The following is a 21748-nucleotide window of genomic DNA, read 5'->3' as shown; positions in this document are numbered from 1 at the left end:
ATTTCCACCAGCCGGAACGATCGCCGCGCGCCCTGCCACCCTCCTGACAGACTGCTGTCAGGAGGGGTGTGCGATACTGCCTCCAGTTAGAGAGAGGAGAATAGCCATGAACGGTTTTACCATCCTGCGCGGCATGCAGCACTATGTCGGCAAGGTTCGCACCATGCGCAACGAAATTCGCACGCAGCGTTTCATGAACGCGCTGCCCGCGGACATCCGCAAGGATATCGGCTGGCCCGATATGTATGCGGAACGTCGCTCCCGCGGCAATTGAGGCGAATTTTTCGACATCGATATTGGACATGGGGCGCGCCAATGCCCAGATATCAATGCATGTCGCCCAAAAGTGGCCTCCGGTTTTGGGGGGTGCGACATGCATGAAAACAAAGACGCGGCGCGTTGGGGGACGGAGCGAGCTTATGCCTGATCAGAAGACAATCGGCTTCGTCTTCATCGAAGGTTTTGCCGACTGGGAATACGGCTTGCTGGCAGCCTCGGCGGTTGAGTGGTTCGGTGCTCGTGCCGTGTCATTGACCCCTGGAGGCAAGCCGGTGACCGGGATCAGCGGCTTTCGGCTGACGCCCGACCGTTCGGCCGGCGTCGACGAGAATGCCGATCTCGACGCAGTCGCCGTCATCGGTTCCGACCAATGGGCGGGCAAGACGCCGCCGGATGTCGCTCAACTGCTCAATGCCGTTGCAACGCGCGGCGGCGTCGTCGGCGGCATCTGCGCCGGTACGCTGGCACTGGCCCGGGCTGGCATGTTCGAACAAGCCAAACATACCAGCAATCGCCGCGACTGGATCAACGGACACGAAGCCGGTTATGCCGGCGACAGCAACTATCAGGACGTGCCGCATGCGATCGCCGATGGCAAGATCGTGTCCGCGCCGGGTTCGGCGCCTGGCACCTTTGCCCTTGCCTTTCTGAAGACGCTCTATCCCGAACGAGGCGGCGATCTCGCGCAGATGCGGACGTTGTTTGCCAGGGAATATGCTGAACCCTCCTGACAGTATGCTGTCAGGAGAGACGTGCGATGGTGGGATAATGCGCATGGCCGGCCGAGAGAAAGATCGATGAAGAGCTGGAACGACAGGCTGAACACGCCTGGCATCCACGGCGTGAAACCGACGCCACGCACGGTGGGTGACGTGGTCGAAGGCCAGCCGATGTTGGTGCCTACCGCGCGCCAGGTCGACACTTTCATCCGTTCGATTCCGAAAGGCGTCGAGATGGGTGTCCGCGCGTTGCGCACGGCCCTTGCCATCGAACACGGCGCCGAAGTGACATGTCCGGTGACTATTGGCTATCATCTGCGCACGGTTGCCGAGGCCGCCAAGGAAGACCTTGAGCGCGGCATGACGATGAGCGACATCGCGCCCTTCTGGCGCGTACTCGATGCGAAGACGCCGACAACGAAGAAACTGTCCTTTGGCGCGGAATTCGTCGCCGCGCAGCGCAAGCGCGAAGGACTGAAACCGTAATGAATGCCGTCTGGAAGCGGCTCCGGTCCAGGAGACGCTCCAGCAACAACACTGGGAAGCAAACGATGCGCCGCGCCGACAGGCTTTTTCAGATCGTGCAGCATCTGCGGGGTGGCCGTCTGGTCACCGCCCAGAAGCTCGGCACGTGGCTCGAGGTTTCCGAGCGAACGATCTATCGCGACATTGCCGACCTGCAGTCGACGGGAGTGCCGATCGACGGCGAGGCCGGCGTCGGCTACATGATGAGGGAGGGTTTCGATCTTCCGCCGCTGATGTTCACGCGTGACGAGATCGTGGCGCTGGTTGCCGGTGCGCGCATGGTGCGCGCCTTTGGCGGCGCCGCCATGGCACGGGCCGCCGACGAGGCGCTGGTCAAGATCGGCGCGGTGCTGCCCGATGCCGAGAAGGACCGCATCGCCCGTACCGAGATCCACACGCCGATGTGGGTGGTCAGCGACGCCGCCCGCGAGGCGATCGATCTGATCGAGCGTGCTGTCGAAAAGCGCCAGGTGCTGACCATCGACTATTGCGACGAGGCCGGGCGCGGCACCGCGCGCGACATCAGGCCGCTCGGCCTGTGGTTCTGGGGCAAGGTGTGGACGTTGGTCGCCTGGTGCGAGATGCGCGACGACTTCCGCGCCTTCCGCATCGACCGCATCGCCTCGGTGGTGATCGCCGGCCGCATCTTCAAGCCGGAGCGCGGCAAGCAGCTTGCCGACTTCTACCGGGCCGTGGAGCGCAGCGAGGATTACGGTATGGCGCCGGACCGCGTGGCGCGAAACTGAGATTGCATATGGAATAAAAAGCCCGCTCGAAGCGGGCTTTTTTATGGACTGTCGCAGACCTTACTCGTCGTCAGCGTCTTCGTTCTTCGACTTCAGCGCCGAGAGCTTGGCGAACACGGCGCTGGCGTCGAGTTCGGCATCCTCGTCCTTCGGCTTTTCGGGGGCCGGAACCAGCCGCTCGGTCAGGGCCGCCGGCAGCAGCGTGTCGCCGACCGGCTGCGCCTGTTCGCGGCCGCGCGAGGCGCGGTTGACTTCCATGTCGAGGTCGATCTGCGAGGCGAGACCCAGCGTCACAGGATCCATCGGCTGCAGATTGGCCGAATTCCAGTGCTTGCGTTCGCGGATCTGCTCGATCGTCGACTTGGTGGTGCCGACGAGACGCGAAATCTGCGCGTCCTTGAGTTCGGGATGATTGCGCACCAGCCACAGGATGGCGTTCGGCCGGTCCTGGCGCTTCGACAGCGGCGTGTAGCGCGGGCCTTTGCGCTTGGATTCCGGCACCCGCACCTTAGGGTCGGAAAGCTTCAGGCGCTGGTTCGGGTCCTTCTCGGCGCGCGCGATCTCGTCGCGAGTCAGCTGGCCGGTCATTATCGGGTCCATGCCCTTGATGCCTTGCGCCGATTCGCCGTCGGCGATCGCCTTGACCTCGAGCGGATGCAGCCCACAGAACTGCGCGATCTGCTCGAAGGAGAGCGCGGTGTTGTCGACCAGCCAGACGGCGGTCGCCTTGGGCATCAACAGCGTATTGGCCATTAGAAAAATCCTTCTCGTTCGCCCGCGTTCCCGCGCGGGCGGTGGTTTAGAGCCACCAAAATGGGAAATTCGCGGCCTGTATAACCGTTCCCTTGCCGTTTCGCAATGTTTTTGGAAGCGCGGCCGCTCCGATGGGTTCGGGAGCAGGCAAGCACGTTCGGATGGCTGGGCCGCCAGCGACATTAGCCAAGGGGACCCGCACTTTTGGGCAGGCCGCGCAAGTGCCGCGCGCGCTCCTGGAATCGCCAGGCAATTGCACTGGCCCCAAAAAGACAAAACCCGCTGGAAGGTCCAGCGGGCTCGGAACCGGAAACGGGGAACGTCTGCGACGGCTCTACTTCTCAACATGAGCCCGGCCCTGCGGCCGGATCATGCTTGATATCAGATCGCCTGGCGGGCGATCCGTTCGATGTCGGCGCGGTTGATGCCGAGATCGCTGAGCTGACGGGCGTTGAGACGGTTCAGTTCGCGCACGGTCTCGTTGTACATGCGCCAGTTACGGTAAGCGCGGATCGGGTTCATGGTAGTCCTCCTGATGGGGTGTTCGTTTCGATGCTGCACAGATAGTGATCATCGATGAGGACTTGAACGGCCGATTTTGCATAGCAATGATGCAAATGCTGCATTGCACCATTAAGCCTCTGTTCATCTTGTAGGCAGGGGCGAAGGGCGCTGTCCCAGGACGTGTCGAGATTCCGGTCAGGCCGAGTCGAAAATGGTTGGTACCGAGAACCGGAGCGGAGCGTACTTTTCGTACGCGAGCACCGGAAGCGCAGGTATTAGCCATTTGCAGGCCGGCCTCACCGGAATATCGATACGTCCTAGCCGACGTCGAGCACGATCTTGCCGATATGCTCGCCCTCTTCCATCCGCTCATGCGCGCGCCAGGCATCGGTCAGCGGGTAGATCATGTCCATGACGGGTGCGACCTTGCGCGTGCCGAGCAGCGGCCACACCTGTGCCTCCAGTGCCGCCGCGATCGCCGCCTTAAACTCGACGGTGCGCGGCCTGAGCGTCGACCCCGTATGGGTCAGCCGCTTGACCATGATCTTGGAAAAATCGGCGCTGGCGACAGCACCCGCCTGCACGGCGATCTGGACGATGCGGCCCTCGACCGCCGCCGCCTCGTAGTTTCGCTGGACATAGTCGCCACCGACCATGTCGAGGATGACATTGGCGCCCTTGCCTTCCGTCGCCTCCTTGACCGCCGTGACGAAATCCTCCTCGCGGTAATTGATCGCCCGGTCGGCGCCGAGCTTCAGGCAGGCGTCGCATTTCTCCCTGGATCCGGCGGTGGTGATGACATAGGCGCCGAAGGCCGAGGCCAGTTGGATCGCCGTCGTGCCGATGCCCGACGAGCCGCCATGCACCAGCAGCGTCTCGCCCTTCGTCAGGCCGCCGCGTTCGAACACATTGTGCCAGACGGTGAAATAGTTTTCCGGCACGGCCGCTGCTTCCGTGTGGGTGAAACCGGCGGGCAGCGGCAGCACGCTGCCGGTATGAACCTTGACATATTCGGCATAGCCGCCGCCGGGGGTGAGCGCGCACACCCGGTCGCCGATGCGCCAGCGCGATATCTCGTCGCCAAGGGCAGCCACTTCGCCCGACACTTCGAGGCCCGGAAGGTCCGATGCGCCGGGCGGCGGTGGATAGGCGCCCTTGCGCTGCTGCACATCGGGCCGGTTGACGCCGGCGGCATGCACCTTGATCAGGATCTCGCCCGGGCCGGGCTGCGGCACATCGCGCGTTTCCGGTTTAAGCACCCGAGGGCCACCCGGTTCCGAGATCGCGATTGCCGTCATCCTCGCCGGAATATTCTGTCCGCTCGCCATGAGTTTCCCGTCTTTCCTCGCCGCATTCTTGCCGGCTGTTTGCATCGACGCCCTTGCCCTATGTATGCTGATTGCCAAATCAGGCAAATGGCCAATCTGGTGTGGCGGAGGAGGAGCAACGATGGCGATCTTCGACGACGAACCCAAGAAGAAGGCGCGCCCGCACGAGATCGGGCAGGACCTGTCGCTGCTTTCCGTCGGTGAACTGTCGGAGCGCATCGGCATCCTTCGCGACGAAATCGCCAGGCTGGAGGCGGAACTCAAGGCCAAGGACAACACCAAATCGGCCGCCGAGGCACTGTTCCGCCGCGGATAGGCAGACCGGCGGAAGAGCCCCGCCGCCGAAAAGCCCGAATGCGACTGTCTTCAGACCTAGAGTCCCTCCAGAGTCCAGCCGGATCAATAAATGCTCGCATCCTACAGACCGATCCTCTCCCTGCTTCGCGGCACTGCCTTCCTGCTGGCGGCATCGGGTCTGCATGGGCTGCTGCTTCCCCTGCGCGGCCAGGTGGAAGGGTTCTCCACCGCATCGCTCGGCCTGATGGGCACGGCCTGGGCCGGCGGCTTCGTCACCGGCTGCTTCTTTGCCCCGCGCATCGTGCGCCGCGCCGGGCATGTACGCGCCTTCGGCGCCTTCGCCGCGTCCGGCGCCATCGTGGCCCTGCTCACAGGCCTGATCATCGATGAATATGTCTGGATCCTGCTGCGTGCCTTTACCGGCTTCACCATGGCCGGCGCCTTCATGGTCATCGAAAGCTGGCTGAACGAGAAGGCCACCAACGAGAACCGCGGCACCGTCTTCGGCCTCTATATGATGGTCACCTATGCCTCGATCATGGGCGGCCAGATGATCGTCGCCGGCGGCGACGTGAAATCGGCGTCACTGTTCATGATCACCGGCATACTGTTCTGCCTGTCGCTGATCCCGACCGCGGTTTCGACGGCGTCGCACCCCAAGCCGCTGCAGGACGTCAAGCTCGACGTCAAGGGGCTCTACGCCAACTCGCCGGTATCGGCCATCGCCTGCGTTTTGATTGGCATCGCCAACGGTGCCTGGGGCACGCTGGGTGCGGTCTATGGCGCCCGCATCGGCATTTCCACCGCCGAGATCGCCTTGATGATGAGCCTTGTCGTCGTCGCCGGTGCCGCCATGCAGCTGCCGGCCGGACGTCTCTCCGACAAGACCGACCGGCGTTTCGTATTGGCCGGTGCTGCTTTCGGCGCGGCGCTGTTCGCGCTCCTGATCTTCCTGTTTCAACCGCGCTCCGGCATTTTCGTCATCGTCTCCACCGCCGCTTACGGCGCTTTCGCCTATACGCTCTATTCGATCGCCGTAGCGCATGCCAACGACCACGCCCGTGCCGAGGACTTCGTCAAGGTGTCCGGCGGACTGCTGCTGCTTTACGGCTTCGGCACCATGATCGGGCCCTTGCTGGCGGCGGCGCTGATGGGCTGGATGCGCCCGGAGGGCCTGTTCCTGGCGACCGCCTTCGCACATCTGTCGTTGGCAGGCTACACGCTGCTGCGCATCAGCCGCCGCGCCCCGGTGCCGATCGGCGATCGCGACGCCTTCAAGACGCAGCCGGCCGACCGCTCGGTGACTCCGGAAGCATTGCGGCTTGATCCAAGAAGAAAAGCAGAAGTGGACAGTTGAGATTCGAAAAACTTTGCCTCACAAATGAGGCATGATGTTTTCCGACGCCTTCATGGCGATCGCCGACCCCAATCGGCGCCACCTTCTGGAAGAACTTCGACGCGGTCCGAAGACCGTCAACGAGTTGGCGTCCGGACTTCCAGTCTCACGCCCGGCCGTGTCACAGCATCTGAAAGTGTTGCTCGACGCCGGACTGGTCAACGCCAAGGCTGAAGGCACGCGGCGCGTTTACACGGTAAGCAATGCCGGCTTCCTGAGACTCAACATCTGGCTCGATCAATTCTGGGAAGCCTGACCGTTTCTGGCGGGCGAGCGATCAGCCACTTTCAGGTCTTCTCGTTCAGAAAAGCGCCGAGCAAATCGAGCAACACTCCGGTCCCGTGCTCGCGCGACGACGATGTGTCGTGACCATCGAGGAAAGCGCCCTGCTCGGTCAGCACCAGCCGCGTGCCCTTGCCGTCGGCAAAAAGTTCGATCGTGGCCAGCGACACGGAGATGCGGGTTTCGCCGAACAGCATGTCATAGCTGTAGACGATGCGCTGGTCCGGCACGATGTCCTGATAGGTGGCTGTGTAGACGTGGATCGGGCCATCTTTCGGCCCGCCGGCATTGACCTCCTTGCCGCCGATGCGAAAGTCCATTTGAAAACGGCCCGGCATCGGATTGTCGGGATCGGTGAACCAGCGCCGCTTGGCGTCCGCGTTGCTGAGCGCGAAGAAGACTTTCGACGGCGCCGCCGGATAGAGACGCTCTATGATGAAGGTGGAATGGACGACGGATCGTTCGATCATGTCTGGGTCCTTGTTGGTAAACTGGTTTGCCGAAATAGGTCCTGCCGGCCCTTAGGCTTCAGGCATCAACCGGCTGATGCCGGAGTTCCTCCGCCAGATTGTCCAGCGCAGCGCTAAACCCTGCCTGGCTGCCGGCGATCATGTCCTTGCCGCCAAAGGCCGCGATCTGGTCGGTCAGCACCAGCCGCGTTGACGTCCCCACTGGCTGAAGCTCGACCGTGACCAGCGAGACGGAAAGCCGGTTCCAACCCTCGCAAACGAGCTCGGTCGAAACGATGCGTTGCTCCGGCTCGATATCGATGTAGCGGGTCTCGACGCGGTAAATCAGGCTGCCGCGCGGCCCGCAGCGGCTGATATCCAGCCCGCCGACACGGAAATCGGCCTTGTCGTAGACCAGGTCGACATTTTTCGACGGCGTTCCCCAGCGGGCGCGCGCCTGTGGGTCGGCAAGGGCCTGGAACACCCGCGCCGGCGAGGCTTCGTAGACGCGCTCCAGCACGATTGTTGCGTGGGTCACCGATGGTTCGGTCATGATGGCCTCCTTCAGTTCTCGTCTTTGGTTTCCGCCAGCAAATCGCCGAGCCGATCCAGCCGGCGTTCCCAGGAGAGGCGCCGCTCGTTGATCCAGTGCTCGGCCGCCCTCAGCGCCTTGGGCTCGATCTGGCAAGTCCGCACCCGTCCAACCTTCTGCGTGCGCACCAGGCCGCTTGCTTCCAGAAGATTGAGATGCTGGACGACAGCCGACAGCGACATTGCCAGCGGCTCGGCCAGCTGGGTGACCGAGGCCGGACCGCGCGACAGCCGGTCGACCATTTGCCGCCGCGCCGGATCGGCAAGCGCCTGGAACATCAGGTCGAGCTGGGCGGGATCGTGCAGCATCGCGGTCAGCCGTCATTGTAGGGGAAGAACTTGAAGTAGGGCTGCGCCTCCTCGATCACCCTGGCAAAGGCAGGGCGCTGCAGCAGGCGGTCGTGATAGCGCTTCACGGCGGGATATTTGTCACCGAACGGCTCGACCTTGTTGGCATAGAAGAGTGCCGGAGACGCCGCGCAATCGGCCAGGCTGAAGGCGTCGCCCACCGCCCAGGTCTTCGACTGCATCTCCTGCTCGACGATGGCGTAGGAATTGCGCAGCTGGCCGCGCGCCTGCTCGACGCCGAACGGATCGGTTTTGTCTTGCGGTCGCAACCGGTCGCCAACGATCTTCTGCATCGGCTCCTGCACATAGAAATCATAGAAGCGGTCGGCCTGGCGGACCGCCAGCGCCAGGTCAATGTCGGCGGGAACGAGTTCGACCGGCCCCGGATAGTGCGCGGCCAGATATTCCACGACGATGGTCGATTCCAGCACCGTGCGGCCGCGCGCATCGTCGCGCAGCGCCGGCATCTTGCCGCTCGGCGATATCTTCAGGAAAGCCGCTCGCGAGTGCTCGTCGCCGAGATCGACGATGACCGGGTTGAAGGCGGTGGCGTTCTCGTAGAGCGCGATCAGCGGCTTCCAGCAGAAAGAGGCCAGCGGATGGAAATGCAGCGTCAGGGACATTCTTTGCTCTTCTGTTTCGTGGTTCGTCGATCGGGAGATCAACACTGAAGCATTTACTTAACTATTGCGACATGCCTTGCCCGTCAAGACCGCCTGCGATGGTTTAGTTGGACCTGATATGGGCGACGATGGCGGCTTCTATGTCGGGCCAGTCTTGCGGATGAAGCTCATGGCCGCCGCCCGCGATACGAAGGAGTTTCGCGCCGGCGACCGTTTTGGCCAGCGCCTCGCCATGTTCGACCGGAAAGATCGGATCTGAAGTGCCATGGATGATCAGCAGTGGCGCGGCCATCTCCGGCAACCGCCCCTTCCACGCATCGCCACCCTTGAGTGAAAAATGATTGGTTGCACTCAGGAACCCGCCGGAGCGCTCGTAGTCCTGTTCGATGAAGGCTCTCATTCGGGCTTCGTCGAACGGATGTATGGTGCTGGCGATCGCCCGCGCATCCTTGACCACGAAATCGATCACCTGGCCGCAGTCCGACCAGTCGACATCGGCGCCCGCGGCCGAGTGCTCGATATAGGCGTCGGTTGTCTGCGGCAGATGCGAAGTGTCCATCCCCACCGGCGAACTGCTGATCACCGTCAGCGACGCGACACGGGAGGGGTGCTTGAGCGCCACGAGTTGCGCGATCATGCCGCCCATCGACATGCCGGCGACATGGGCCTTCCCGATGCCGTGGCTGTCGAGCACACCAATCGCATCGTCCGCCATGTCGTCGAATGTGTAGGGCGGCTTGCCGGGCGGATATTTGGTCGAACGGCCGGTATCGCGATTGTCGTAGCGGATCACATACAAGCCGGCATCCGCCAGCTCCCGGCAAAACGCCTCCGGCCACCACAGCATCGAGGCCATCGCGCCCATGATCAAAAGCAGCGCGGGATTTTCGGGATCGCCGAAGACTTCGGATTTGATCTCGGCGCGATTGATCGTCGTCATCACTCAGTCTCCTAATCTGATTGCATTTTGCAATCGGTTGCACCATAATAAAACTGATACGATAATGCAACTGGTTTTGCGTGGAGAGAATCGAATGAGCCTCGATCGCCGGTCCGGCTGCCCGATCAACCTGTCGCTGGAAGTGTTCGGCGACCGCTGGAGCCTGATCATCCTTCGCGATATGATTTTTGGCGGCAGGCGGCATTTCCGCGAACTGCTCAACGGATCGATCGAAGGCATTGCCTCCAACATCCTTGCCGACCGGCTGAAGCGGCTGATGGAGTTGGGCATGCTGACCAAGGCCGACGATCCCAGTCACAAGCAGAAGGCGATCTACAGCCTGACCGAGATGGCCATCACGCTGGTGCCGATCCTGGCCCATCTCGGCGCTTGGGGCCGCGTCTGGCTGCCAACCAGCGAGGAACTCTCGATCCGCGCCGAACTGCTGGAAAAGGGCGGACCGCCAATGTGGGAGAAATTCATGGACGAGTTGCGCCATGAGCATCTGGGTATGGCACTCGACACGGCATCCGGTCCTTCTGTCCGTGCGACCCTGCAGGCCGCCTATCAAGCCGTGGTCGCCGGCAAGGCTCTCGGCGCCAGCCCGGCCGCCTAACCAACTATTTTCCCCCGTTTCGAGGCCGGCTCTGCTAGAAGAAGCAGAAACCACAATTCACGGGATTGGATAAGGTCTTGGTTGAGAACTCTCGGGATGCCGCCCGCGCGCGCGCCGATCTGCGCTTCAAGAAGCAGGAAGAGGCGGCCACCGTCCGCCAGAAGGCGATGGCGGAATATGCCGCCGAGAGCGACGCCCGCAAGGCCAAGACCGACAAGCTGCGGGCTCTGCGGCTGGCCAAGGAAGCCGAAGACCTAGCCAACGCGCCGGCGGCGCCCGCCAAGAAGCCTGCCCGCGCCAAGAAGAAATAGCCGCACGGCCCTTCGGCAACCCGGCCTGACCCGCCGACACCGTTCGCCTGTCGATCCAGTCGCTCGCCGGCACCGCCCTGGCGGCAGCGGCCCCTCATCCCACCGCTTCACAAGAAGCAATTTCAACCGAAACCGGGATTGCTTCGGCCGGCTGACCGTCGATGATTGTCCCCTTCCCAACAGGAGATTGCCATGACCGCACTGCCGCTCGAAAAAGCCCGGCAAATCATCGATGCCGCCTTCGCCAAGGGCGCTGAACTCAAGCTCAAGCCGCTCGGCGTCTCAGTCCTTGACGCCGGCGGCCATCTGGTCGCCTTCGAGCGCCAGGACGGCGCCTCTTTCCTGCGCCCGCAAATGTCGGCGGGCAAGGCCTATGGCGCGCTGGCCATCGGCATGGGCTCGCGCAAGGTCGAGGCCTTCGCCAAGGAGCGCCCGCATCTGGTCGCCGGCATCTCGGATGTGTCGGGTGGACGTGTGCTGCCGGTCGTCGGCGGCGTGCTGATCCGTGACAAGGCCGGCACTATCATCGGCGCCGTTGGCATTTCGGGCGACACGTCGGACAATGACGAGGCCGCGGCCATCGCCGGCATCGAGGCCGCCGGTTTCACCGCGGATCCGGGCTGAAACTTCGTCATCCACGGGCGGAGCTGGAGCGAAGCTCCGTCGCGGAGACCCGAGGATCCATTCCGCGACCTTGCTGACGGGTACAACGGAGGAGAATTCTGGACCGTGGCGACGCTTCGGAGTCCCGGCATGGATCCTGGGGTCTGCGCTGCGTCGCTACGCTCCTTGCTACGCCCCAGGATGACGACCCAATGGACGTTTCCGCCGACTGTCAGCGCAAGCGCCAGCCAAACGTCTGCGCTGAGGACCTAATTCAAATTGATGTCGCGGCTCGCCGACCGCATCGACACCGCGAACCCGGCCATCACGTCGAACAGCGCGATGATCATCAGCGTGAAGAAGATCGAGTGCGCCGCGCCCTTGACCAGCAGGAATTCGACCAGGAAGGCGACGAAGACCAGCGTCGACAGGAGATGGTCCATGATCGAGGCGCTGGTCGTGCGCGCCGACTTCACCATTTCGAGGAACAGGAAGATCAGCGCGATCAGTATCATCAGGTCGCCGAGCGTCATCGAGAACACCCCGCCCGACATCATGCGGAACGAGAAGATCTCGCTCCCCCACGGGTCGTCGCCGCCGCCGAAAATTCCGAGCAGGCCAAGATTGTAGAGAATGAAAGGCACGATCAAGAGCGGGACGGCACCGAACATCTGGCGTCTCCATATGGGGGCACCTTCTGTAGAATGCGCCACAGCCACGCCGTCAAGATTTTTCGTGCGAAGCCGCAAACACGGTCGAAGACCGGATGCAACAACCATGTCAGCCGGTTGCCCGGTCGACATGGTGCAAGCTTGAGCCAGAGGCTCAGCGCTTGAAGTAACCGGCGCGCACGGCGGCCCCGATGACATTGAGGATGATATGGCCCGCCGTCATCGAGGTGATCTCGTTGACATCGCGCGCCGGCGCGATTTCGACGATATCCATGCCGACGAGACGGCCCTTGCCGACCAGCCCCTGGATCAGCTCGATCGTCTGGCGGTAGCTGATGCCGCCCGGCTGCGGCCCCTCAACCGCCGGCATAACCGCCGGGTCAAGTCCGTCGGCATCGATGGTGAGGTAGTAGCGGCCGCCGTCTGGAATGCGTTTGAGCAGCGCCGCTGTACCGATATCCTGCCATTCATTGGTGGTGATGATGTTGGCGCCGTAGGCGCGGGCCGCCTCAACCTCTTCGGTGCGTGCGCTGCCCTGGCCACGAATGCCGACCTGAAAGATGTGCTTGATATGCGCCATCTCCGAGGCCCGGCGGATGGTGCTGGAATAACCCTCCTTAACGCCGTTGACATTGTCGCGCCAGTCGAGATGGGCGTCGAGCTGCACCAGCGTGATCGGGCCTTCGCCGTCGAACGCACGGAAGATCGGGATCGGAATGCCATGGTCGCCGCCAATGGTTATCGGCAGGGCGCCGGCGGCGCGGATCTTTCGGATCGCCGCCTCAGCTCTCTTGTAGTGCCCGACATGATCCGCGGCATTGCCGGGCACGTCGCCGACATCGACCAGCTTGATGTCCTGGCCGGCGAAGACCGGCCCGCCAATGTCGAAATCATAGCGGTCGAGCCCCTGGCTGATGCGCTGCGAGGCGCGCCGCACCGCCGTCGGCGCGTTGGTCTGGTCGTTGATCAGCTCGTCGATCGTATAGGGATCGCCATAGGGCATGCCAATGATGGCTACATCGGCCTTCAGCGTGTCGAGATCCTCGACCAGCGGGAAGTTCAGGAATGTCTGGAAGACATCGCGAGGCGAGGTGGTGAGTTTGGACATGAGGTCTCCTCTGCATTGAAGGCTTTTGGATCAGGCGCCACGGCGGGCTGCGAGATGCGGCTGCAGCCTGTGCTCCAGGCTGCGAGAGACTGCCGCGACGAGGGCGGTCAAACCCCAGTACAGCAATGCGATGGCGGTGAAGATCTCCACCGGCGAGAAGGTGCGGCCGATGATGTTCTGGGCCATGTAGGTGAGTTCGGTAACCGTGATCGCCGACAGGATTGCCGATTCCTTGATCAGCGTGATGGTGAGATTGGTGGCGGCCGGCAGGATGTAGCCGAGCACCTGCGGTATCAGTATCTTGCGGAAGATGGTGAGGTAGCGCAGCCCCAACGCATAGCCGGCTTCGACCTGGCCATAAGAGATGGACTGGATCGCGCCTCTGATGATCTCGGCGGAATAGGCGCTGGCATAGGCCGACAGCGCGCCGATCGAAACCACTACCGGCGAAAGCCGGATGCCGAACATCGGCAGGGCATAGAACAGGAGGAAGATCTGGATCAGGAACGGGATGTTGCGGAAGATTTCGACGTAGGCCGAGACGACGGCAGCCGGCAGCCGCCCGCCCCTCAACTTGACCAGCGCCAGCACGACCCCGAGCGCGAAGCCGAGCGGCAGCGACACGGTGCACATCAGCACCGTGGTGCCAAAGCCCTTGGCTAGGATCTGCCAATTGTCCGCGATGACGGAGAAGTCGAACGTCATGCGCGCGCTCCCTCCGCGTTGCGCTCCAGATGCCGGGTCAAAAGGCTGCAGGAGAACAGCACGATGAAATACAACACCGCCGCCACGCAGAACGCTTCGACCGGCCGATAGGTGACATTCATGATGTTTTGCGCGGTGCGGGTCAGCTCGACTACCGCGATCACCGACAGGATGGACGAGGCCTTCACCAGCATGGTGAACTCGTTGACCATCGGCGGAATGATGGCGCGGAACAGCTGCGGCATGATGATCTTGAACCAGGTCACGACAGGCTTCAGGCCGAGCGCCTCGGCCGCCTCATACTGGCCGGCGGGAATGCGGGTCAGCCCGGCACGCAGGATTTCGGCGACGAAGGCCGCGCTGTTGAAGCTGAGCGCCAGAACGCCCGCCAGAAGCGGCGGCAAGTCGATGCCGACCAGGCCCGGCAGCACGTAGTAGACGACGAAAATCTGCACGATCAGTGGCGTGCCACGGATGAAGCTGGTGTAGAGCGCGCCGATCCAGCGGACCACCCGCCAGCGCGACCGGCCGCAGGCGAGCAGGCCGAAGCCGATCACTGTGCCGACGATGAACCCCAGCGCCGAGACGCCGAGCGTGATGCCGGCGCCGGTGAAGAATTGCGGCAGGAAGGTCAGCGTCTTTGAAAAATGAAGCATTTTTCAGCTCGAACGGAGGAGCACCGCCTGGCGCCGTCGATGGCCACGACAGCCCATCGCTTGCGCCGCGCCAGACAAGTTCAGGGGTCGCGAGAGCTCAGAGCGCGCCGGGCGGAAGATAGCCCTGGTCTGGCGTCTTCATTTCGAAGCCGAACCATTTCAGCTGCAGCTCCTTCAACTTGCCGCTGTCCTTCAGCTCGCCGATCTTGGCGTTGATGAATTCACGCAGGTCCTTGTCCTCTGGCCGTACCACCCAGGACAGGTAGGAGAACTCGCCGATCGAGCCGACCACCTTGTAGGTGTCCGGGACGTTCTTCATCAGCACCGCCGCCGAAGGCGAGGCGATGACGATTGCATCGACCTGGCCGGAGGCGAGAGCGACATGCGTCTCGGGGAAGGAGGTGAACAGCTTCAGCTCGCCGACCCCCTTGCCGCCCTTGTCCTTGAGCTCCTTGTCATAGGCCTCGATGACCGGCTGCACTGAAGAAGCAAGCTGCGTCGCCACCACCATGCCGTTGATGTCTTCGGGTTTCTTTATGCGCTCCTCGTCGGCACGAACGACGATGACGTTCTCGAACGAGCCCGTCGGCCTTGTGTAGGCGTATTTCGCCGCCCGCTCGGCGTTGATGCCGGTCGACGTCGCCATCAGGTCGAACTTCTTGGCCAGCAGGCCCGGCAGCAGGCCCTGGAAGGGCAGATTGAGCTGGTCGAGCTTCACGCCGAGCTGGCTGACGACGTAGTCAAGAATGTCCTTGTTGTAGCCGACGATCTGGCCGTCACGGACGAACTCGAACGGTTCGAAGGCAGCCTCGGTGCCGACGACGATTGTGCCGCGCTGCTTGATCTGGTCGACCAGCCCATCGGCATGAGCGGCGGATGCGAAGGACAGGAAGAGCGGCGCGGCGGCAAGCAGAGACAGGACGCGGCGGCGCGATGCGGACAGGAACTCACCCATTGTTACCCTCTTTTTTTTCTTCGGTTTTGCTGCGCTGGTAGGCCCGGCCTGAGTGCTTGAACACGCGGCCGATCATGTAGCTCTCGGAATCCTTGATTCCGGGAACGTTCGCCAGTTCGCTGACGAGGAAGTCGTGCAGGCTGGTCGTCGATGGCAAAGTGAGTTGGATGATGATGTCGAACGGCCCGGTCATGGCGTAGACGCTGTCGACGAACGAGTATTCCGACAGTTTCCGGGCGACGCTGATGATGTGCTCGCGGTCGACGTCGAACCCAACAATGGCAGCGATGCCGACATCGCTGCGCAAGGGGCGCACGACCGCCTGGATGCAGATGTCCGGATCCTCGAGGACGCGCGCCATCTTGCGCCGCACTGTCGCTTCGGTGACGCCGATGCGCTTAGCAATATCGACGCTCGACATCCGTCCATCGACCTTGAGCTGGGAAAGCACCGCCTGCTCGGTGTCGTCGAGATCACTCGTGCTGACGAAATCCCACATGCAATTCCCCATTGGTGTCGATTTCCGACTATTATTAAGAAAATTGCATAAGAAACCATCCATGACAATCCCACCCGCGTCGAAAAACAACGAGCACAGGATTCAATGGTCGCAATGATGCTGGTTTGATTTGGGGAAGTCGCGTCGATGGTCGTAAGGCAGAGAGGATCAAGCGGCGCGCCAATCCGACACGCTTGGCCACGCCGTTGGAGGCAGCTTCAAGCTGCCGATCAGGATCCTCGGGATGGAGGTCGTAGCCCGAGCCCGTTAAGGTTCGCCAAACGCAAAAAGACCGGCCAGAGGCCGGTCCTTTGTAACTCAATCCTTCAAAAAAGCTGGTTTCAGCTTTCCTTGGGGGTCAGCACCTGGCGACCGCGATACATGCCGGTCTTCAGGTCGATGTGATGCGGACGGCGCATTTCGCCGGAATTCTTGTCCTCGACATAGGTCGGGGCCTTGAGGGCGTCGGCCGAGCGGCGCATGCCGCGCTTGGACGGAGAGGTTTTGCGTTTCGGAACGGCCATGGATATGCTCCACTACATGGTCAAAAGCCCCGCCCGCCCTCGTGAAAGGGCCATGTCGGGGCCTAAATCTGAGAAAGTCGGGTGCCTATACACGCCTGACACCGTTTTGGCCAGCGCTGCCATGAATTTTTTTGAGTCGGCTAGGCTAGGGCGTGTTGAGGTTCAGGTCAGGCCGAGTCGAAAACGAGGATACCGAGAACCGGAGCGGAGCGTACTTGAAGTACGTGAGCACCGGAAGCGCAGGTGTCAGCCGTTTGCAGGCCGGCATCACCTGAACATCGACACGCCCTACTCCAGACAGCCGACATAGGCGCCGGAGCGGCCGGCGCGCCGCTCGATCAGATTGGCGAGCCGTCTGAGGCCCGGCCCGGGTTTGGCCGGATTGCGGGCGATCGGATTGGGCAAGGTGACGGCGAGAAGTGCGGCCTGCCGGCGCGACAGCTGTTTTGCCGGAATGCCGAAATGGTGCTGCGCCGCCGCCTCGATGCCGTAGATGCCCGGCCCCCATTCGGCGATGTTGAGATAGATCTCCATGATGCGGCGCTTCGACATCACCGCGTCGAAATAGACCGCCAGCGGCAGTTCGACGACCTTGCGCACCGAGCCCAGTGGGCGCGACCAGAGAAAAAGGTTCTTCACCGTCTGCATGGTGATGGTCGAGGCGCCGCGCGTCGCCTCGCCGGCCAGCGCATCGTCGACGACGCCGCGCAATTCGCCGAGATCGACGCCGCGGTGGAAGCAGAACTGCCCGTCCTCCGACATGATGACGGAATGGGCCAGAACCGGCGCGACATCGTCGATCGACACCCAGCGCCGGTCATAGCCGGAGAAAGTCGCCAGGTCCTTCAGCATCAGCGTCGATACCGGGTGCACGAAGGACGGTAGGTAAAGGAAGGTCAGCACTGTCGGGATGAGCGCCAGCACCGCGGCCACGACAAGGCCGCGCCGGACCCAGCGCCTGAGACCGCGGCGGTTCAAGCCGCGCGATCTCGTCGCCATGTCCAGCTTTTCGGTTTCATGATCGACGATCGGTTCCGCCAAGCCGCCCAACCCGTGCTTCTCCTCGCTCCGGCATAATGGCGCTTGCCTTCTTGCGCAACGTCTGAGTGTCGGCTACCGGTCCCGACCATGACGAATGACGACGAAATGGCGTTCGAAATGGCGCTCATCAGGCGGGCAGCGGCCGTCGAGGTGCTGCTGCGGCGCTTGCTCGACGATCGCCCGCTTTCGGGCGAGATCGCGCGGCCCGATCGCCTGATGGCGGCGATGCGCCATGGCGTGCTGAACGGCGGCAAGCGCCTGCGCCCCTTCCTGGTCATGGAAAGTGCTGCCCTTTTCTCCGCCGACGGCGAAGCAGCACTGCGCGTCGCGGCGGCACTCGAATGCGTGCATTGCTATTCGCTGATCCATGACGATTTGCCGGCGATGGATGACGATGATCTGCGCCGTGGCCAGCCGACAGTGCACAAGGCCTTCGACGAGGCAACCGCGATCCTGGCCGGCGACGCCTTGCTGACGCTGGCCTTCGACATCGTCGCCGGCGAGGCAACCGTGCTGCCGGCGGAGCGGCGGGCGGCCTTGGTGCTGGCGCTTGCCCGTGCGGCCGGAGCCGGCGGCATGGTCGGTGGCCAGAAGCTCGACCTCGAAGCCGAGCAGACGCCGCCCGACGAGGCAGGCATCATAACGCTGCAGGCGATGAAGACTGGCGCGCTGATCCGCTTCGCCTGCGAGGCCGGCGCCATCATCGCTGGCGCTGCGGCCGAGGACCGCGAAAGACTGGCCGAATTCGGCTCGGCCATCGGCCTTGCCTTCCAGCTTGCCGACGACCTGCTCGACCTGACCGCCGACGCCAGCCAGATGGGCAAGGCGACCGGCAAGGATGCCGCAGCCGGCAAGGGAACACTGGTGGCGCTGCATGGCGCGAACTGGGCGCGCAGCCAGTTGCACGGCCTTGTCGGGCAGGCGCACGCGCTGCTCGACCCCTTTGGCGACCAAGCGGCACTGCTGAAGCAGGCTGCGACCTTCATCGCGACGCGCAACAGCTGAGTGCCCGCCGATGTCGGTGCGGGTTGAGAGACAAACGGGAGATTAGCTTCGATGCCGGCCAATCTGTTCGATCTCAGCGGGCGCCGGGCGCTCGTAACCGGCTCGTCGCAAGGCATTGGGTTCGCTCTTGCCAAGGGCCTGGCGCAAGCCGGCGCGAACGTGATCCTCAACGGCCGCGACGCAGCCAAGCTCGGCGCCGCGGCGGCGCAGATCCCCGGGGCGCAAACACTTGTTTTCGACGCGACCGATCATGACGGTGTCCGTTCCGCGATCGACAATTTCGAGCTGTCCGGCGGCCCCATCGACATATTGGTCAACAATGCCGGCATGCAGTTCCGCACGCCGCTCGAGGATTTTCCCGCCGATGCTTTCGAGCGGCTGCTGCAGACCAATGTCGCCAGCGTCTTCCATGTCGGCCAGGCGGTCGCGCGCCACATGATCAGCCGCGGCCGCGGCAAGATCATCAACATCGCCTCCGTGCAGACCGCACTCGCCCGCCCCGGCATCGCCCCTTACACGGCGACGAAGGGCGCGGTCGGCAACCTGACCAAGGGCATGGCGACGGACTGGGCCAAACACGGCCTGCAATGCAACGCCATCGCCCCCGGCTATTTCGACACGCCGCTGAATGCCGCCCTTGTCGCCGATCCGGCTTTCAGCGGCTGGCTCGAAAAGCGCACCCCGGCCGGCCGCTGGGGCAAGGTGGAGGAACTGGTCGGAGCCTGCGTGTTCCTGGCCTCCGACGCCTCGTCCTTCGTCAACGGCCATATCCTCTATGTCGACGGCGGCATCACCGCGTCGATCTGATCGCCCCATCGCCGTACGAACGAGCAATCGCGGCGGTCGCGCGAACGAAATCTTAATGTAAATGAAGCGTAATCCCGGTCGTTAAAATAATGCGTATGTGTTGGGGTTGCGCATGCCGGAATATTCTTCCTTCATCCGGTTTGTCCGGATTCGCTATCTTTCAGGATTGCTGATTTTCGCACTGGCTTCCGCGGCCATCATGGTTGCGCTCAACCGTGTCAATTCCTTCCGTCATGAGGTTGACGCACTGAGCAGCAACCTCGTCGTCTTCACCCGCGACCTGCGCAACGCCACCAGCTTCGCCGAGACCACCGGTTCCGCCTGGCGCAACGAAACGCGCGATGCGCTGACCGCTTCGGCCCGCGACCATTCCGAACGCCTGACCGGTGAGATCGACACGCTGACCGCCCAGTTCGCCGCGCTGCGCTCGCGCCTGTCGGCCAAGACCCTCAACGAACTCGAAACCGCGTCGGTCAACGGCGATTTGTTCTGGTCGGCGCATGACATGGTGCGCAACTTCAATCTCATGTCGGTGGCGCAGAAGGCCGATGAATGGAGCTATCGGGAAATCCGCAATCAGAACGACCTGTTCGTTCAGCCGATGCTGGTCCGCGTCCGCACCGCGATGGATGAAGAGCGCCATCTGGCCGACGCGTCCAGCGACCGGTTGCTGTTGTGGGCGAGCGGCCTGTTGTTCGGCGTCCTGGCCATCGTCGCCTTCTGGATCTTCCGGCCGATGGAGCAGGCGATCCGCCGCGCCTTTGCCCAGTCGGCTGAATCCCTGTTCAAGGCCGAGGCCGCCGATCGCGCCAAGTCGGAATTCCTTGCCAATATGAGCCACGAGATCCGCACGCCGATGAACGGCGTGCTCGGCATGGCCGAACTGCTGGCCAAGACCGAACTGACCCCGCGCCAGAAGACCTTCACCGACGTCATCGTCAAATCCGGCAATGCGCTGCTCACCATCATCAACGACATCCTCGATTTCTCCAAGATCAACGCCGGACAGCTCACCCTGGACCCTGCCCCTTTCCGTCTCACCGAAGCGGTCGAGGACGTAGCGACACTGGTCTCGGCACGCGTCGCCGAGAAGAACCTCGAACTGATCGTGCGCGTCGATCCGCGCCTGCCGGCCCATGTCGTCGGCGACGCCGGCCGCTTCCGGCAGATCGTCACCAATCTGGTCGGCAATGCGGTGAAGTTCACCGAGAAGGGCCACGTGCTGATCGATGTCGGCGGCGAAACCATCAACGATGTCGTCCAGCTCAGGCTGCGCGTCGAGGACACCGGCATCGGCATCCCGGCCGAGAAACTGCAGAACGTGTTCGAGAAATTCGCGCAGGTCGACGGCTCGTCGACCCGGCGTCACGAAGGCACCGGCCTTGGCCTTGCCATCGCCGCCCGCCTCGTCGACCTGATGGCCGGCAAGATCGGCGTCGAGAGCGAGATCGGGCGCGGCTCCGTCTTCTGGTTCGCGGTGCCGCTTCCCGTGCATCATGCCGAGGCGCGTGATGCGATCGTGCCGGTCGACGTCACCGGCGCGCGCGTGCTGGTCATCGACGACAATCCGGTCAACCGCGAAATCCTGCTCGAGCAGCTCAAAAGCTGGAGCTTCGACTGCGCTGCCGCCGAAAGCGGCGCGGTGGGGCTGGCCTTCCTCGATCGGGCCTGCCAGCTCGGCGCCAGCGTCGACTGCATCATCCTCGATTACCAAATGCCCGGCATGAATGGCGCCGATGTCGCCCGGGCCATCGCCGCCGACAGCCGGCTGTCAGCCATTCCGATCGTCATCCTGACCTCGGTCGATCAGGTCGATTTCGGCAAAATGATCATCGACTTCGGCATATCGGCGCATCTGACCAAGCCGGCGCGCTCGGCGGTCCTGCTCGGCACGGTCATCTCGGTCATCCAGAAGGCCCGCTCGCAGGTCGGCAAGGCGCAGTTCATCCGCGAACCGGTCCAGCCGAAGCCGGTCCCGCAGGCGGCTCCTCCTGCCTTCACCGTCATCCGTGGCCCGGCCATGCCGGTCATGGCAGCGCCGGAATCGACCGCCACGCCGAACGGCCCGATCGACATCCTCATCGCCGAGGACAATGAGGTGAACCAGCTGGTGTTCGGCCAGATCCTCAACGGGCTCGGTCTGAGTTACCGCATCGCCGGCAACGGCCGCACAGCGGTCGAGATGTACCGGTCGCTGCATCCGAAACTGATCCTGATGGATGTCTCGATGCCCGAGATGAACGGCTACGAGGCAACCCGCGCCATCCGGGCGATCGAGACCTCGTCGGGCGGCCACATCCCGATCATCGGCGTCACCGCGCACGCGCTGAAGGGCGATCGCGACAAGTGCATCGATGCCGGCATGGACGACTATCTGCCGAAGCCGGTTTCGCCCGATCGCCTGGGGACGAAAATCGGCACCTGGCTCAGCGAGACGGTGGTGGCCAAGACGGCGTGAGATACATCC

Annotated in this window: 29 protein-coding genes; 13 read left to right on the top strand and 16 right to left on the bottom strand. The window is 63.1% G+C overall.

From position 1 onward, the window contains the following. Nucleotides 1-106 precede the first annotated feature (106 nt). The 4 genes from JG747_RS06900 to JG747_RS06885 all read left to right on the top strand — a co-directional run bounded on the left by JG747_RS06900 (nt 107) and on the right by JG747_RS06885 (nt 2269). On the top strand, nt 107-274 hold the full coding sequence (locus JG747_RS06900; protein ID WP_019861634.1) for a hypothetical protein: 168 nt from the start codon (nt 107-109) through the stop codon (nt 272-274). A 145-nt stretch (nt 275-419) separates the two neighbouring features. Beyond that, nucleotides 420-1010, top strand: coding sequence for a DJ-1/PfpI family protein (locus JG747_RS06895; RefSeq protein WP_202361437.1), 591 nt, complete (start codon nt 420-422; stop codon nt 1008-1010). 66 nt (nt 1011-1076) lie between these two features. Then, nucleotides 1077-1484: a hypothetical protein gene (locus JG747_RS06890; protein ID WP_202361436.1), complete on the top strand. Its 408-nt coding sequence runs from the start codon at nt 1077-1079 to the stop codon at nt 1482-1484. Nucleotides 1485-1549: 65 nt separating this feature from the next. Next, the gene (locus JG747_RS06885; protein ID WP_019861637.1) at nt 1550-2269 is read left to right on the top strand and encodes a helix-turn-helix transcriptional regulator; all 720 of its coding nucleotides are present in this window, start codon (nt 1550-1552) and stop codon (nt 2267-2269) included. Between the two features lie 60 nt (nt 2270-2329). Here the strand turns inward: JG747_RS06885 and JG747_RS06880 are convergent, their stop codons facing one another. The 3 genes from JG747_RS06880 to JG747_RS06870 form a co-directional block, all read right to left on the bottom strand. After that, entirely contained in the window at nt 2330-3022 is a 693-nt protein-coding gene (locus JG747_RS06880) for a DUF1013 domain-containing protein (RefSeq protein ID WP_019861638.1), read from the bottom strand. Between the two features lie 381 nt (nt 3023-3403). Continuing rightward, on the bottom strand, nt 3404-3544 hold the full coding sequence (locus JG747_RS06875) for a DUF1127 domain-containing protein (RefSeq protein WP_064981134.1): 141 nt from the start codon (nt 3542-3544) through the stop codon (nt 3404-3406). 299 nt (nt 3545-3843) lie between these two features. Further along, nucleotides 3844-4854, bottom strand: a complete 1011-nt coding sequence (locus JG747_RS06870) for an NAD(P)H-quinone oxidoreductase (protein WP_202361435.1) — start codon at nt 4852-4854, stop codon at nt 3844-3846. Nucleotides 4855-4975: 121 nt separating this feature from the next. Between JG747_RS06870 and JG747_RS06865 the strand changes: the two genes are divergently transcribed. From JG747_RS06865 to JG747_RS06855, 3 genes are all read left to right on the top strand, one after another. Continuing rightward, on the top strand, nt 4976-5170 hold the full coding sequence (locus JG747_RS06865) for a DUF1192 domain-containing protein (protein WP_027047479.1): 195 nt from the start codon (nt 4976-4978) through the stop codon (nt 5168-5170). Between the two features lie 90 nt (nt 5171-5260). Next, nucleotides 5261-6508 (top strand): MFS transporter, encoded by a 1248-nt coding sequence (locus tag JG747_RS06860; protein ID WP_069090320.1) that lies wholly within the window; start codon nt 5261-5263, stop codon nt 6506-6508. 31 nt (nt 6509-6539) lie between these two features. Continuing rightward, the gene (locus JG747_RS06855) at nt 6540-6803 is read left to right on the top strand and encodes an ArsR/SmtB family transcription factor (RefSeq protein ID WP_019861642.1); all 264 of its coding nucleotides are present in this window, start codon (nt 6540-6542) and stop codon (nt 6801-6803) included. A gap of 31 nt (nt 6804-6834) precedes the next feature. On the opposite strand, the gene JG747_RS06850 is transcribed toward JG747_RS06855, so the two are convergent. The 5 genes from JG747_RS06850 to JG747_RS06830 form a co-directional block, all read right to left on the bottom strand. Further along, entirely contained in the window at nt 6835-7299 is a 465-nt protein-coding gene (locus JG747_RS06850) for an SRPBCC family protein (protein WP_038650143.1), read from the bottom strand. Between the two features lie 58 nt (nt 7300-7357). Continuing rightward, the gene (locus tag JG747_RS06845) at nt 7358-7831 is read right to left on the bottom strand and encodes an SRPBCC family protein (RefSeq protein ID WP_202361434.1); all 474 of its coding nucleotides are present in this window, start codon (nt 7829-7831) and stop codon (nt 7358-7360) included. A gap of 11 nt (nt 7832-7842) precedes the next feature. Beyond that, the gene (locus JG747_RS06840; protein WP_202361433.1) at nt 7843-8178 is read right to left on the bottom strand and encodes an ArsR/SmtB family transcription factor; all 336 of its coding nucleotides are present in this window, start codon (nt 8176-8178) and stop codon (nt 7843-7845) included. 5 nt (nt 8179-8183) lie between these two features. After that, nucleotides 8184-8840 carry a glutathione S-transferase family protein gene (locus tag JG747_RS06835; RefSeq protein WP_064981144.1) on the bottom strand — a complete coding sequence of 219 codons (657 nt, stop codon included), beginning with the start codon at nt 8838-8840 and terminating at the stop codon, nt 8184-8186. A gap of 103 nt (nt 8841-8943) precedes the next feature. Then, a complete protein-coding gene (locus JG747_RS06830; RefSeq protein WP_202361432.1) occupies nt 8944-9780 on the bottom strand; it encodes an alpha/beta fold hydrolase in 837 nt (278 codons plus the stop codon). A 94-nt stretch (nt 9781-9874) separates the two neighbouring features. Between JG747_RS06830 and JG747_RS06825 the strand changes: the two genes are divergently transcribed. The 3 genes from JG747_RS06825 to JG747_RS06815 all read left to right on the top strand — a co-directional run bounded on the left by JG747_RS06825 (nt 9875) and on the right by JG747_RS06815 (nt 11331). Beyond that, the gene (locus JG747_RS06825) at nt 9875-10396 is read left to right on the top strand and encodes a winged helix-turn-helix transcriptional regulator (protein WP_038650154.1); all 522 of its coding nucleotides are present in this window, start codon (nt 9875-9877) and stop codon (nt 10394-10396) included. A gap of 77 nt (nt 10397-10473) precedes the next feature. Next, nucleotides 10474-10707, top strand: coding sequence for a hypothetical protein (locus JG747_RS06820; protein ID WP_020629062.1), 234 nt, complete (start codon nt 10474-10476; stop codon nt 10705-10707). Nucleotides 10708-10899: 192 nt separating this feature from the next. Further along, on the top strand, nt 10900-11331 hold the full coding sequence (locus JG747_RS06815; RefSeq protein ID WP_038650156.1) for a GlcG/HbpS family heme-binding protein: 432 nt from the start codon (nt 10900-10902) through the stop codon (nt 11329-11331). A gap of 248 nt (nt 11332-11579) precedes the next feature. On the opposite strand, the gene JG747_RS06810 is transcribed toward JG747_RS06815, so the two are convergent. The 8 genes from JG747_RS06810 to JG747_RS06775 form a co-directional block, all read right to left on the bottom strand. Further along, nucleotides 11580-11981 (bottom strand): hypothetical protein, encoded by a 402-nt coding sequence (locus JG747_RS06810; protein ID WP_019861651.1) that lies wholly within the window; start codon nt 11979-11981, stop codon nt 11580-11582. A 154-nt stretch (nt 11982-12135) separates the two neighbouring features. Continuing rightward, nucleotides 12136-13089 (bottom strand): agmatinase, encoded by a 954-nt coding sequence (locus tag JG747_RS06805; RefSeq protein WP_202361431.1) that lies wholly within the window; start codon nt 13087-13089, stop codon nt 12136-12138. A 30-nt stretch (nt 13090-13119) separates the two neighbouring features. Further along, nucleotides 13120-13794, bottom strand: coding sequence for an amino acid ABC transporter permease (locus JG747_RS06800; RefSeq protein WP_202361430.1), 675 nt, complete (start codon nt 13792-13794; stop codon nt 13120-13122). Further along, entirely contained in the window at nt 13791-14450 is a 660-nt protein-coding gene (locus JG747_RS06795; protein ID WP_202361429.1) for an amino acid ABC transporter permease, read from the bottom strand. Before JG747_RS06795 ends, JG747_RS06800 begins: the two co-directional genes overlap by 4 nt. Before the next feature lie 97 nt (nt 14451-14547). Beyond that, nucleotides 14548-15405 (bottom strand): transporter substrate-binding domain-containing protein, encoded by an 858-nt coding sequence (locus JG747_RS06790; RefSeq protein ID WP_038650161.1) that lies wholly within the window; start codon nt 15403-15405, stop codon nt 14548-14550. After that, entirely contained in the window at nt 15398-15994 is a 597-nt protein-coding gene (locus JG747_RS06785; RefSeq protein WP_202361428.1) for an Lrp/AsnC family transcriptional regulator, read from the bottom strand. The genes JG747_RS06790 and JG747_RS06785 overlap by 8 nt, the downstream gene beginning before the upstream one ends. 251 nt (nt 15995-16245) lie before the next feature. Then, nucleotides 16246-16428, bottom strand: a complete 183-nt coding sequence (gene rpmF / locus JG747_RS06780) for a 50S ribosomal protein L32 (protein ID WP_008834724.1) — start codon at nt 16426-16428, stop codon at nt 16246-16248. 288 nt (nt 16429-16716) lie between these two features. Then, nucleotides 16717-17478 carry a biosynthetic peptidoglycan transglycosylase gene (locus JG747_RS06775; protein WP_019861657.1) on the bottom strand — a complete coding sequence of 254 codons (762 nt, stop codon included), beginning with the start codon at nt 17476-17478 and terminating at the stop codon, nt 16717-16719. Between the two features lie 78 nt (nt 17479-17556). On the opposite strand from JG747_RS06775, the gene JG747_RS06770 reads away from it, so the two are divergent. From JG747_RS06770 to JG747_RS06760, 3 genes are all read left to right on the top strand, one after another. Then, the gene (locus tag JG747_RS06770; protein ID WP_202361427.1) at nt 17557-18474 is read left to right on the top strand and encodes a polyprenyl synthetase family protein; all 918 of its coding nucleotides are present in this window, start codon (nt 17557-17559) and stop codon (nt 18472-18474) included. 51 nt (nt 18475-18525) lie between these two features. Continuing rightward, nucleotides 18526-19281 (top strand): SDR family oxidoreductase, encoded by a 756-nt coding sequence (locus tag JG747_RS06765; RefSeq protein WP_019861659.1) that lies wholly within the window; start codon nt 18526-18528, stop codon nt 19279-19281. Between the two features lie 112 nt (nt 19282-19393). Further along, nucleotides 19394-21739 (top strand): response regulator, encoded by a 2346-nt coding sequence (locus tag JG747_RS06760; RefSeq protein WP_069090324.1) that lies wholly within the window; start codon nt 19394-19396, stop codon nt 21737-21739. Nucleotides 21740-21748: the final 9 nt, after the last annotated feature.

The organism is Mesorhizobium sp. 131-3-5 (assembly GCF_016756575.1).
In the GTDB taxonomy this organism is placed as follows: Bacteria; Pseudomonadota; Alphaproteobacteria; order Rhizobiales; family Rhizobiaceae; genus Mesorhizobium; species Mesorhizobium jarvisii.
Note: the sequence above shows the minus strand (reverse complement) of the source record. Positions and strands in the feature narration are given on the sequence as shown.

What these genes read in the sequence shown, in the direction of transcription:
- JG747_RS06760 (WP_069090324.1), top strand. Translation starts at nt 19,394, where the DNA reads ATGCCGGAATATTCTTCCTTCATCCGGTTTGTCCGGATTCGCTATCTT.
- JG747_RS06800 (WP_202361430.1), bottom strand. Translation starts at nt 13,794, where the DNA reads ATGACGTTCGACTTCTCCGTCATCGCGGACAATTGGCAGATCCTAGCC.
- JG747_RS06840 (WP_202361433.1), bottom strand. Translation starts at nt 8,178, where the DNA reads ATGCTGCACGATCCCGCCCAGCTCGACCTGATGTTCCAGGCGCTTGCC.
- rpmF (WP_008834724.1), bottom strand. Translation starts at nt 16,428, where the DNA reads ATGGCCGTTCCGAAACGCAAAACCTCTCCGTCCAAGCGCGGCATGCGC.
- JG747_RS06830 (WP_202361432.1), bottom strand. Translation starts at nt 9,780, where the DNA reads ATGACGACGATCAATCGCGCCGAGATCAAATCCGAAGTCTTCGGCGAT.
- JG747_RS06865 (WP_027047479.1), top strand. Translation starts at nt 4,976, where the DNA reads ATGGCGATCTTCGACGACGAACCCAAGAAGAAGGCGCGCCCGCACGAG.
- JG747_RS06770 (WP_202361427.1), top strand. Translation starts at nt 17,557, where the DNA reads ATGACGAATGACGACGAAATGGCGTTCGAAATGGCGCTCATCAGGCGG.
- JG747_RS06795 (WP_202361429.1), bottom strand. Translation starts at nt 14,450, where the DNA reads ATGCTTCATTTTTCAAAGACGCTGACCTTCCTGCCGCAATTCTTCACC.
- JG747_RS06815 (WP_038650156.1), top strand. Translation starts at nt 10,900, where the DNA reads ATGACCGCACTGCCGCTCGAAAAAGCCCGGCAAATCATCGATGCCGCC.
- JG747_RS06805 (WP_202361431.1), bottom strand. Translation starts at nt 13,089, where the DNA reads ATGTCCAAACTCACCACCTCGCCTCGCGATGTCTTCCAGACATTCCTG.
- JG747_RS06810 (WP_019861651.1), bottom strand. Translation starts at nt 11,981, where the DNA reads ATGTTCGGTGCCGTCCCGCTCTTGATCGTGCCTTTCATTCTCTACAAT.
- JG747_RS06880 (WP_019861638.1), bottom strand. Translation starts at nt 3,022, where the DNA reads ATGGCCAATACGCTGTTGATGCCCAAGGCGACCGCCGTCTGGCTGGTC.
- JG747_RS06850 (WP_038650143.1), bottom strand. Translation starts at nt 7,299, where the DNA reads ATGATCGAACGATCCGTCGTCCATTCCACCTTCATCATAGAGCGTCTC.
- JG747_RS06885 (WP_019861637.1), top strand. Translation starts at nt 1,550, where the DNA reads ATGCGCCGCGCCGACAGGCTTTTTCAGATCGTGCAGCATCTGCGGGGT.
- JG747_RS06835 (WP_064981144.1), bottom strand. Translation starts at nt 8,840, where the DNA reads ATGTCCCTGACGCTGCATTTCCATCCGCTGGCCTCTTTCTGCTGGAAG.
- JG747_RS06875 (WP_064981134.1), bottom strand. Translation starts at nt 3,544, where the DNA reads ATGAACCCGATCCGCGCTTACCGTAACTGGCGCATGTACAACGAGACC.
- JG747_RS06825 (WP_038650154.1), top strand. Translation starts at nt 9,875, where the DNA reads ATGAGCCTCGATCGCCGGTCCGGCTGCCCGATCAACCTGTCGCTGGAA.
- JG747_RS06890 (WP_202361436.1), top strand. Translation starts at nt 1,077, where the DNA reads ATGAAGAGCTGGAACGACAGGCTGAACACGCCTGGCATCCACGGCGTG.
- JG747_RS06900 (WP_019861634.1), top strand. Translation starts at nt 107, where the DNA reads ATGAACGGTTTTACCATCCTGCGCGGCATGCAGCACTATGTCGGCAAG.
- JG747_RS06845 (WP_202361434.1), bottom strand. Translation starts at nt 7,831, where the DNA reads ATGACCGAACCATCGGTGACCCACGCAACAATCGTGCTGGAGCGCGTC.
- JG747_RS06790 (WP_038650161.1), bottom strand. Translation starts at nt 15,405, where the DNA reads ATGGGTGAGTTCCTGTCCGCATCGCGCCGCCGCGTCCTGTCTCTGCTT.
- JG747_RS06855 (WP_019861642.1), top strand. Translation starts at nt 6,540, where the DNA reads ATGATGTTTTCCGACGCCTTCATGGCGATCGCCGACCCCAATCGGCGC.
- JG747_RS06765 (WP_019861659.1), top strand. Translation starts at nt 18,526, where the DNA reads ATGCCGGCCAATCTGTTCGATCTCAGCGGGCGCCGGGCGCTCGTAACC.
- JG747_RS06870 (WP_202361435.1), bottom strand. Translation starts at nt 4,854, where the DNA reads ATGGCGAGCGGACAGAATATTCCGGCGAGGATGACGGCAATCGCGATC.
- JG747_RS06860 (WP_069090320.1), top strand. Translation starts at nt 5,261, where the DNA reads ATGCTCGCATCCTACAGACCGATCCTCTCCCTGCTTCGCGGCACTGCC.
- JG747_RS06895 (WP_202361437.1), top strand. Translation starts at nt 420, where the DNA reads ATGCCTGATCAGAAGACAATCGGCTTCGTCTTCATCGAAGGTTTTGCC.